The organism is Streptomyces sp. CT34 (genome assembly GCF_000805335.1).
Classification (GTDB): domain Bacteria; phylum Actinomycetota; class Actinomycetes; order Streptomycetales; family Streptomycetaceae; genus Streptomyces.
This window is the reverse complement of the sequence record NZ_KN708638.1, coordinates 5,036,638-5,045,313: the sequence shown is the minus strand read 5'-3', so window position 1 is coordinate 5,045,313 and position 8,676 is coordinate 5,036,638. Positions and strand designations below refer to the sequence as shown.

Here is an 8,676-nt window from a genome sequence, read left to right as displayed (position 1 = left end):
GGGGGGGCGGGGGGGGGGGCGGCCCGCCGGTCAGGCGAGGTGCGCCCGCGGATCCCGGGGCGCGACGGCGTGCGCCGGTCTCCGCGCACCCGCCCCGGCACCGGCCCCCACCGCGATCCCGGCACCGGCGGCGATCCCGGCACCGACCGCGTGCCGGAACTCCTCGATCTGCTCGCGGGTCGGGTACCACTTCTTGTCGCAGCGGTGGCACCACCACCGCCAGTTGTCCCAGTGCAGTTCGGTGGTCGTGGTGTCCTTCCACAACGGGTCGTCGCAGTCGGGGGTGGGGCACTTCGGCGGCGGCAGCGGCATGGTCCTAGGTTGGGCCGCCGGCCCCGGTCCGGCGGTGCGCCACGTGGCGCACCATCCGATCGGGTGAGGCCGCTGCCACGGATGTACGGACCGGCTCCGTGCGGGTCGCACCGGCCGCGGAGGCGGCGCGGAACGGGCCGCGGCGGCACCGGGCGATCGTCCGCCGCCCGCCTGCGCCTCCGGACACCCCACGCGGCGGCCCGCGGCGGCCCGGAGCGGAAATGCGATCACGGGTGATCGGCGCTGCGATGGAGGCATGGCCACGACCAGTCAGGGCGTGACGCGACTGCATCACGTCTTCGAGTCCACCTGTGACCGCATGCCCTCGGCGACCGCGCTGGAGTGCGGGCGGCGCACCCTGACGTACGCCGAACTCGACGCGCGCGCCAACCAGATCGCGCACCGGCTCCGCGGTCTCGGCATCGGCCCGGGGGCGCGGGTGGCGATCCTGGTGCCGCGGTCGGTGGACATGTACGCGGCGCTGCTCGGGGTGGGCAAGGCGGACGCGGCCTTCGTACCGATCGACCCGGCGGCGCCGGCGGACCGGGTCGCCTTCATCGCGGCGGACGCCGGGGCGGACGCGGTGCTGACCACCGCGCGGACCGCGGCGGGGCTGACCGGCCTCGGGGGGCGGACGCGGGTGGTCCGGCTCGACGCGGACGGCGGTGCGGACGGCGGTGCGGACGGGGACGCGGGCGGCGACGCGCCGGCGGCCCTGCCGACGACCCGGCCGGACCCGGCCGTGCCCCGGGAGCCCGCGGCACCCGCCGACCCGGCGATCCGGACGGCCCCCGGCGACCCGCTCGCCTACATCATGTACACCTCGGGATCCAGCGGGCGCCCCAAGGGCGTGGCGATCGCCCACTCCAGCATCTGCAACTTCCTCCGCATCGTCCCGGACCTCTACGACGTACGGCCGGAGGACCGGGTCTACCAGGGCATGACCATCTCCTTCGACTTCTCCATCGAGGAGATCTGGCCGACCTGGGCGGTGGGCGCCGCCCTCGTCGCGGGGCCGGACGGCACCGACCCCGGCGCCGACTCCGCTTTCGACTCCGGCTCCGGGCGCTTCGGCGCCGAGCTCGCCGACACCCTGGAGGAGCGCGCGGTCACCGTGCTGTACTGCGTGCCGACGCTGCTGGCGACCATCCCCCGGGAACTGCCGCGGATCCGCAGCATCATGGTCGGCGGCGAGGCCTGCCCGGCCCAGCTCGTCGAGCGGTGGAGCCGGCCGGGGCGCCGCATCCTCAACACCTACGGGCCCACCGAGACCACCGTCACCGCGACCATGGCGGAACTGCGGCCGGGCCGGCCGGTCACCATCGGCAGGCCGCTGCCCACGTACACGGTGGTGCTGCTCGACGAGCAGCGGCGGGCGGTGCCCGACGGGGCGGTCGGCGAGATCTGCGTCGGCGGTCCCGGCGTCGCGGCCGGCTATGTAGGACAGCCGGAGCTGACCGCGGACCGCTTCATCGCGCATCCGCTGGCCCCTGAGGGCAGCCGGCTCTACCGCACCGGGGACCTCGGCCGGATCACCCCGGACGGCGAGATCGCGTACCTGGGGCGGGCCGACGACGAGGTGAAGGTCCGCGGCTACCGCATCGACCTCGGCGAGATCGACAACGTGCTGCTGGAGGACCCCGGCGTGGCCGAGGCCGCCACCGCGCTGGTCGCGATGCCCGACCTGAGCGGCACCGACACCGGCGACGGGAAGGGGAACGGGAACGGGGACCGCCGGGAGCTGTCCGCTTACGTCGTCCGCGCGGCGGGCGGCGGTGACCACGACCGCGACGGGGACGCCCTGGTCGCCCGGCTCCACCAGCGCCTGCGGCACCGGCTGCCCGCCTATATGGTCCCGCCCTTTCTGGACTTCGTGCCGCGGCTGCCCGCCATGCCGAGCGGCAAGGTGGACCGCAAGCGGCTGCCCGTGCCGACCGGCCGCCGGCTGACCGGGGGCGGCCGGATCATCGCTCCCGAAGGGGAGTGGGAGACCCGGGTACGGGACGTCTGGGCCGAGGTGTTCGGGGTCCCGCCGGAGACCCTGTCGGCCGAGGCGGACTTCTTCGCCGAACTCGGCGGGCACTCGCTGCTCGCCGCCCAGGTCGTCTCGCTGCTGCGCAGCCGCGGCATCGGGACCGGCACCGGCCCGGCGCTGCGCGACCTCTACGCGAACCCGACCGTACGGCGCCTCGCGGGGCGCCTGGCCACCGCGGCCGGCATCGCCGGCCCATCGAGCGTCAACAGTCTGGAGAGCACCGGCAGTTCCGGCGGTACGGCCGGCCTCTGCGACATGGGCGGCACGGCCAACGGGCACCCGCTGCACAAGGCCCCGCCGTCCCGCCCGCGTCCGCTCCGCCACGGCAGCGGCCGGATAGCCGCCGCCGGCCTGGTCCAGGCCGGCGCCCTCTACCTGGTCCTCTCCCTCTTCACCCTCCCCCTCGCCGTCGCCTTCGCCTGGCGGGACGGCGCGTTCACCTTCCGGTCGGTGCCGGTCGCGCCCGTGGTGGCCTTCCTGATCAGCTACCTCGCCGTCCGCTGGCTCGTACCGGTGGTCCTCGCCCGCCCCCTCGCCGCCGGCATCCGCCCCGGCCGCTACCCCCTCTGGGGCACGACCTACCTCCGCCTCTGGGCGCTCGGCCTGGTGGTGAGCGTCAGCCCGCTGCGCGAGCTGAGCGGCTCCCCCTTCATGGGCGGCTATCTCCGGCTGCTCGGCGCCCGCATCGGACCGCGGACGACCATCGCCACCAACACCGTCCCGCTGCCGTCCCTGCTCAGCGTGGGCGCGGACGCCTCGGTCGGCTACGGCGTCGCACTGCGTGCCTGGGAAGTGGCGGACGGCTGGGTGACCGTCGCCCCGGTGGAGATCGGCCCGCGGGCGTACGTAGGAGCCCATGCGGTCCTGGAACCGGGCGCCCGTATGGAGGCCGGATCGGGGCTGGCCGAGCAGTCGGTGATCGGCCAGGGCGAGGTGGTGCCCGCCGGGACGCGGTGGGCCGGCTCGCCGGCATCGCCGGTGGCGACCCTGGCGCCCCAAGTGGAGGAGATGCTGCGCCCCGCCTGCCGGCAGCCGGCCGAGCCCCGGCGACCGCGCCGGCTCGCCGCCGCGCTGCTCGGGCTCGGCTTCCTCGAAGTCCTCACCCTCGCCGTGCTGCTGCCGTCCACCGCCCTGGCCTGGTTCAGCTGGCTGGCCTGGGGCAGCCTGCCCGCCACGCTGATCGTCTTCTTCCTCGGCGGCCCGCTGTACGTGCTCACCGTCTGCGCCGCGATCGCCCTGTCCAAGCGCCTGGTCCTGCCCCGCACGCCGGTCGGCAGCCACCCCGTCCGCAGCGCCCTGGGCATCCGTAAATGGCTCATCGACAAGCTGCTGGAATTCAGCCTGATCGCCACCAACTCCCTTTACGCCACCCTCTACACGGTCCCCTGGCTGCGGCTGCTCGGCGCGCGGATCGGCCGCGGTTCCGAGGTCTCCACGGCCGCGCATCTCGACCCGGATCTGCTGACCCTCGGCGAGGGGAGTTTCGTGGCCGACATGGCGGGCGTCGGGACGGCCGCCTTCGCGGGCGGGCACTTCATCACCCGGCCGACCGTGGTGGGACACCGCGCGTTCGTCGGCAACGCGGCCTGCCTGCCGGCCGGGACGCGGACCGAGCCCGGCTCCCTGATCGGCGTCGGCACCGTCCCGCCCCAGGACGACGTGCCGGCCGGCACCTCCTGGCTCGGCTCCCCCGCGATGCTGCTGCCGCTGCGCCAGAGCAGCGGCGACTTCCCCGAGGAGCTGACCTTCCGCCCGACCCGCAGGGCGGTCCGCCTGCGGCTGGCCATCGAGTACTTCCGCGCCACGATGCCCGCGTCCCTCCTCGGCACCATCGCCTTCCTCTACTTCCTGACCCTCTCCGGCATCGCCCACCGTCCGGGCCCGGCCCTGCCGGTGGTCCTCGCCCCGGTCCTCCTCATGGGCGCCGGCCTGGCGGTCGTCGCCTGCTGCGCGGTCGTCAAATGGCTCGTCATCGGCACCTACCGGCCGCGCGTGGAACCCCTCTGGAGCCTGTTCGTCCGCCGTACCGAGTTCGTCACCGGCCTCTACGAGGCAGCCGCCGTCCCGGCCGGCGCCGCCGCGCTCGCCGGAACCCCGTTCCTGCCGCCCCTGCTGCGCCTGTTCGGGGCCCGGATCGGCCGGCGCACCTGGATCGCCACCACCTTCCTCACCGAGTTCGACCTGGTCGACGTCGGCGACGACGCGGCGATCGGCGCGGGCGTAAGCTTGCAGACGCATCTGTTCGAAGACCGGGTCATGAAGATGTCGAAGGTCACCGTGCGGGCCGGCGCCACCGTCGGCACCCGGGCGATCGTGCTGTACGACGGCGTGGTCGGCGAGGGCGTCTGGCTCGACGCGCTCTCGCTGGTGATGAAGGGCGAGTACCTCACCCCCGGCACGGCATGGCGCGGTATCCCGGCCCAGGGCCTGGCCCTCCGGCCGGCGGACCACCCGACCCCGCCCCAGCTGACCCCCCGCCCCGACAGCCACTCACGGTGAGAACCCATGCCACCAGCCACCGGCTTCCTCGACTCGCTCCGCCGCGCCCTCGGCGCCCGCGAAGAGCCCGGCAGCGCGCCGCTCCCCGGGCCCACCGGACGCCCCCTGGCCCTCGTCTACCGGGGCCCGGCCGCCCGGCCCGCCGGCTGCTCCGAGGCGGTCGCCTCGCTCCTCGGCTCCGGCCCCTGGAATCTCGACGTCCGCTACACCGGCCCGCACGAGGAGATCCCGCTCTCCGCCGAAACCCTGGCCCACGCCCATGTCTACGCCCAGCCCGGCGGCGGCTCCCTCTCCCCCGCCTACCGCCGCATGAAGAAGCACGCCGACGAGATCCGCGCCTACGTCCACGGCGGCGGCCGCTACCTCGGCTTCTGCCTCGGCGGCTACCTGGCCGGGGACGACCCGGGCTTCGATCTGCTCCCCGGCGACACCGACCAGTACATCGTCACGCCGGGCGCCACCGTCGACCACGACCGCGACACCGTGGTGGAGACGCGGTGGCGCGGCGTCCCCCGCACCGTCTTCTTCCAGGACGGCCCGCACTTCATCCTCGACCCCGGCGCCGACGCCACCGTCCTCGCCACCTACCCGAACGGCACCATCGCCGCCCTCGTCGCCCCGTACGGCGCCGGCAAGGTAGGCGTGGTCGGCCCCCATCCCGAGGCCACCGACGACTGGTTCCTCGACGAGGGCCTCCCGGTCCACCGGACCCAGGACCTGGGGGCGGACTTGGTGGACGAGCTGTTGTCCTGACCAAATGCCGTGCCGTGCCGTCACGTTGAAAGTCCGGTGGGCGGCGCGGCATGCCTCAGTCGTCTTCGAAGTAGCCGGGGTAGTAGGTGTGCTTCATCGAGACCTGCTCGGGCGTGAGGTCGGGCACGGTCATGTTCCCCGTGATCAGGGCATCGTGGTTCGACCAGCCACCGACATCGATCCGGCACCCACCGCCCTCCGTATACCGATCCATATACCAATCGGCATCGGGCAGTTGCGCGACGAGGTCTGCACGCATGACGAAGGCGCGCGTCGCCTGGGTGACGATCCACTGCGCGTGCTCCCGCTCCTGCGCCGACCCACGGCAGCATCGAGCCGCCATCTGCCAGAGCTTCGACCACTGGACGCCGGGCGTCACCGGTCCGACGTACGCGATCTGTTGCTCGTCCACGAGACTCGACGCGTAGCCGAACACCGGGCCGAACATCGAGAACGCGGTAACCCTGCCTGTGCCCTTGTGCGCGGTTTCCGGCATGGAGGAGCTCCTGGGGGATGGTCGGCGTCCGGCGGGATGAGGGCCGGACGCCGGCGGGTCGGCGGCCGGGGAGGGCGTCTATGTAGGGCTCTGACGTCCTTTGGCCCGGCAGATGGCACAAGGGAACGGGCATGGGGGCACCTCGGCGATAGTCATGCGGCCCCACCGTGCCCATGGCCGTGGTTCCTGATTTCCCGAGCAGCAGCGCACGCCGCCGCCCAGTCGTTCTGTTTCCGCGCCTGGCCCCTCTGGAGGCCCAGGGCGGTACACACCTTGCAGCCGGGGACGGGATCGCCCTCCAACAGCCAGGAGTCCAAGGGCAGTTCGACAGGCTTCTGTGAGTACCTGACTGGATTGGTCATGGCTGGTAATGCCTCCCCGGCCGGATCGGTCAATGCAATGACCGTAGGAGCGCCGCTACAGGCCGAGCCACGTTCTTGCACGAGCTTGCACGCGGATTACCTGAGCGAGGTAATCGCCTCCGTGATGAGGACGCGGGCTTCCGCTCCGTACACCGCGGTCTCCGCCAGTTGGGAAAACGCCTTGTTGTAGACCGCGATCTCGCTCGGGGCCGAGACATTCACTTCGGCAGTCAGCAGTTCGACGCTCACCCGCTGATCATCGAACAGGTAGAACGCCTCCAACGGCCAGACGCGGCGTTGGGCCGTGAACGGGACGATCCCGAGGCTGACGTTCGGCAGCGCCATCACAGCCAGGAGATAGCCCAGTTGGCCGGCCATCGTGTCAGCGTCGCCGATGCGATAACGAAGAACGGTTTCCTCCATGAGGAGCGCGAACGTGTGACCGCCTTCGTGAATGACGTTGGAGCGCTCGACGCGGGATGCAGCGGCTTCAGGTGAGTCATCCGGCGTCCCCTGGAAAGTGGCGATGGTCGACAGCAGGGCGGATGCGTATGCCTCGGTTTGAAGCATGCCGGGCACGACGTTCGAGCAGTACACGCGAAAGTTCCGGGTGCTCTTGTAGAGGGGCACCACCTCCTCTTGAGCCCTGCGCATCCCGTGCCTGTGGAGCTTCTTCCAGTGCACGTACATCTGATCGGCCTGGCGGTTCGCCGCGACGAGATCCGCGGCGTGCTCCTGTGCGCCACATGCCGCGCACCAGGCTCGAATGTCGGCGTCGGACGGTGGTGTCTTGCCGTTCTCGATCCGTGATGATTTGGCAGGGCTCCAGCCGCACCGGCGAGCCAACTCGTGTCCGGTAAGTTCCGCCTCTACACGGAGGTCCCGAAGTCGGGCGGCGATGACCTCACGTGCTGCCTGGGCTCTGGACGAGGGGGACGCGGACATGAGCTAGCTCTCGGCACTCCGGTGATCAGACCTTGTACTCCTCATGCGGGATACCGCGATCCCATACAGCTTCGAAAGCTGCAGATGCCAGTTGGGCCACGGCAGGTTCGGTGCACACCTCCCAGTTTGGTTGTGCCCAATTTCCATCGCCAGAGAAGTGGTTGAAGAGGACGGTCTCACCGTCGAACACCCAGCAGTCGTTTCCCGGCAGCGCGATGTCCGACGCCTGCCGCCTGGGAAGCCATCGGACTTGCTCCCCTGCGTGGATGTTGACGCTCGTGCCGGCGTGCTCGTAGCGGATGTAGTCGGTCACCGGCTCCGAGATGATCCGGGCTCGGCGCACCACCACGCCCCGGGCAACCGTATGTCGAATCAAATCGACCCATGGCGTCCAGTAGCCCGATGTGGGGTCAACGTCCCGTTGCCCCGTGCGCTGCCAGGTTTCGAAGTCCTCGGACTCATCCCCCAGGCCGTAGACATCGCGCATCTCCAGATGGACGATCGAGTGCTTTGCTGATTCCAGCAGCGCGTTAAAGTCCGGCTCGCTCTGCGGCATTACATGCCTCCCTCAACATCGGTGCCATACGGAATGGAACCCGGACCACGGCTTCGTGGGGCGGGATGCCCGGCACGTGCCCTGGAACCTCGAACGCCGCGCACTCCGTCTCAAGCTCCGCTTCCGGCTTCAGGCCCTGGAACACAAACTCTCGTTTGTTCTCGTCCACCCAGACGGTGGGTGAGCCGTGCTGCCCCGACTCTGGATCAATGCCGATGAACCGTAGTGCCATGATCGCCTCCGGTGTCGAGTGGCTTACGCCAGCTTGCACGAGCGTTGCCCCTGCGGGGGTAGGCCGTCAAGGGGGCGTGGTCTGCGGCTGGTCACCTGGGCCTCCTGGCGGTGTCGCCGTTGACCTTCCTGACCTTCTCGCTGAGGTCCCCGGGGTCGCCCGCCGGCTTCTTGCCGCTCATCGCCGGCCCGCCTCCAGGAGCTTGCACAGTCGTTCGGCCTGATGGGGCAGGAGGAGCGGGGGCACGATCTTGTCGACCATCACTCCACGAGTCGTACTGACGGTCGCGACGAGCGGCGGCTCGACGTTGAACCCCGCACCCCGAAGGGCCTCGTGCAACCGCCCGCACATGACGTCCGCTTCCTCGTCCGCCGCCCGAACTCCACTGCCTGCCATCGCGGTTCTCCCTCTCTACCTGCTCAATTGCCCACTTGCTCACTTGCTCACTGTCGGCAACCACCCTGCTTCAATGGGTCTATGGTCACC

General features: G+C 71.3%; 8 protein-coding genes. 2 read left to right on the top strand and 6 right to left on the bottom strand.

What is annotated here, in order from left to right; genetic code table 11:
* Nucleotides 1-30 precede the first annotated feature (30 nt).
* Nucleotides 31-312 (bottom strand): hypothetical protein, encoded by a 282-nt coding sequence (locus RZ84_RS22085; RefSeq protein ID WP_043265740.1) that lies wholly within the window; start codon nucleotides 310-312, stop codon nucleotides 31-33.
* A 256-nt stretch (nucleotides 313-568) separates the two neighbouring features.
* Here RZ84_RS22085 and RZ84_RS22080 point away from each other — a divergent pair, with 256 nt between their 5' ends.
* Nucleotides 569-4,846: a Pls/PosA family non-ribosomal peptide synthetase gene (locus RZ84_RS22080; protein ID WP_052230086.1), complete on the top strand. Its 4,278-nt coding sequence runs from the start codon at nucleotides 569-571 to the stop codon at nucleotides 4,844-4,846.
* Nucleotides 4,847-4,852: 6 nt separating this feature from the next.
* Nucleotides 4,853-5,599, top strand: coding sequence for a BPL-N domain-containing protein (locus RZ84_RS22075; protein WP_043265739.1), 747 nt, complete (start codon nucleotides 4,853-4,855; stop codon nucleotides 5,597-5,599).
* A gap of 55 nt (nucleotides 5,600-5,654) precedes the next feature.
* On the opposite strand, the gene RZ84_RS22070 is transcribed toward RZ84_RS22075, so the two are convergent.
* The 5 genes from RZ84_RS22070 to RZ84_RS22055 all read right to left on the bottom strand — a co-directional run bounded on the left by RZ84_RS22070 (nucleotide 5,655) and on the right by RZ84_RS22055 (nucleotide 8,586).
* A complete protein-coding gene (locus RZ84_RS22070) occupies nucleotides 5,655-6,095 on the bottom strand; it encodes a hypothetical protein (protein WP_043265738.1) in 441 nt (146 codons plus the stop codon).
* 458 nt (nucleotides 6,096-6,553) lie between these two features.
* Entirely contained in the window at nucleotides 6,554-7,402 is an 849-nt protein-coding gene (locus RZ84_RS22065; RefSeq protein WP_043265737.1) for a helix-turn-helix domain-containing protein, read from the bottom strand.
* Between the two features lie 25 nt (nucleotides 7,403-7,427).
* Nucleotides 7,428-7,958 carry a DUF6879 family protein gene (locus RZ84_RS22060; protein ID WP_043265736.1) on the bottom strand — a complete coding sequence of 177 codons (531 nt, stop codon included), beginning with the start codon at nucleotides 7,956-7,958 and terminating at the stop codon, nucleotides 7,428-7,430.
* Nucleotides 7,933-8,190 (bottom strand): hypothetical protein, encoded by a 258-nt coding sequence (locus tag RZ84_RS41545; protein WP_078894071.1) that lies wholly within the window; start codon nucleotides 8,188-8,190, stop codon nucleotides 7,933-7,935. Before RZ84_RS41545 ends, RZ84_RS22060 begins: the two co-directional genes overlap by 26 nt.
* Nucleotides 8,191-8,367: 177 nt before the next feature.
* The gene (locus RZ84_RS22055; protein WP_043265735.1) at nucleotides 8,368-8,586 is read right to left on the bottom strand and encodes a hypothetical protein; all 219 of its coding nucleotides are present in this window, start codon (nucleotides 8,584-8,586) and stop codon (nucleotides 8,368-8,370) included.
* Nucleotides 8,587-8,676 lie beyond the last annotated feature (90 nt).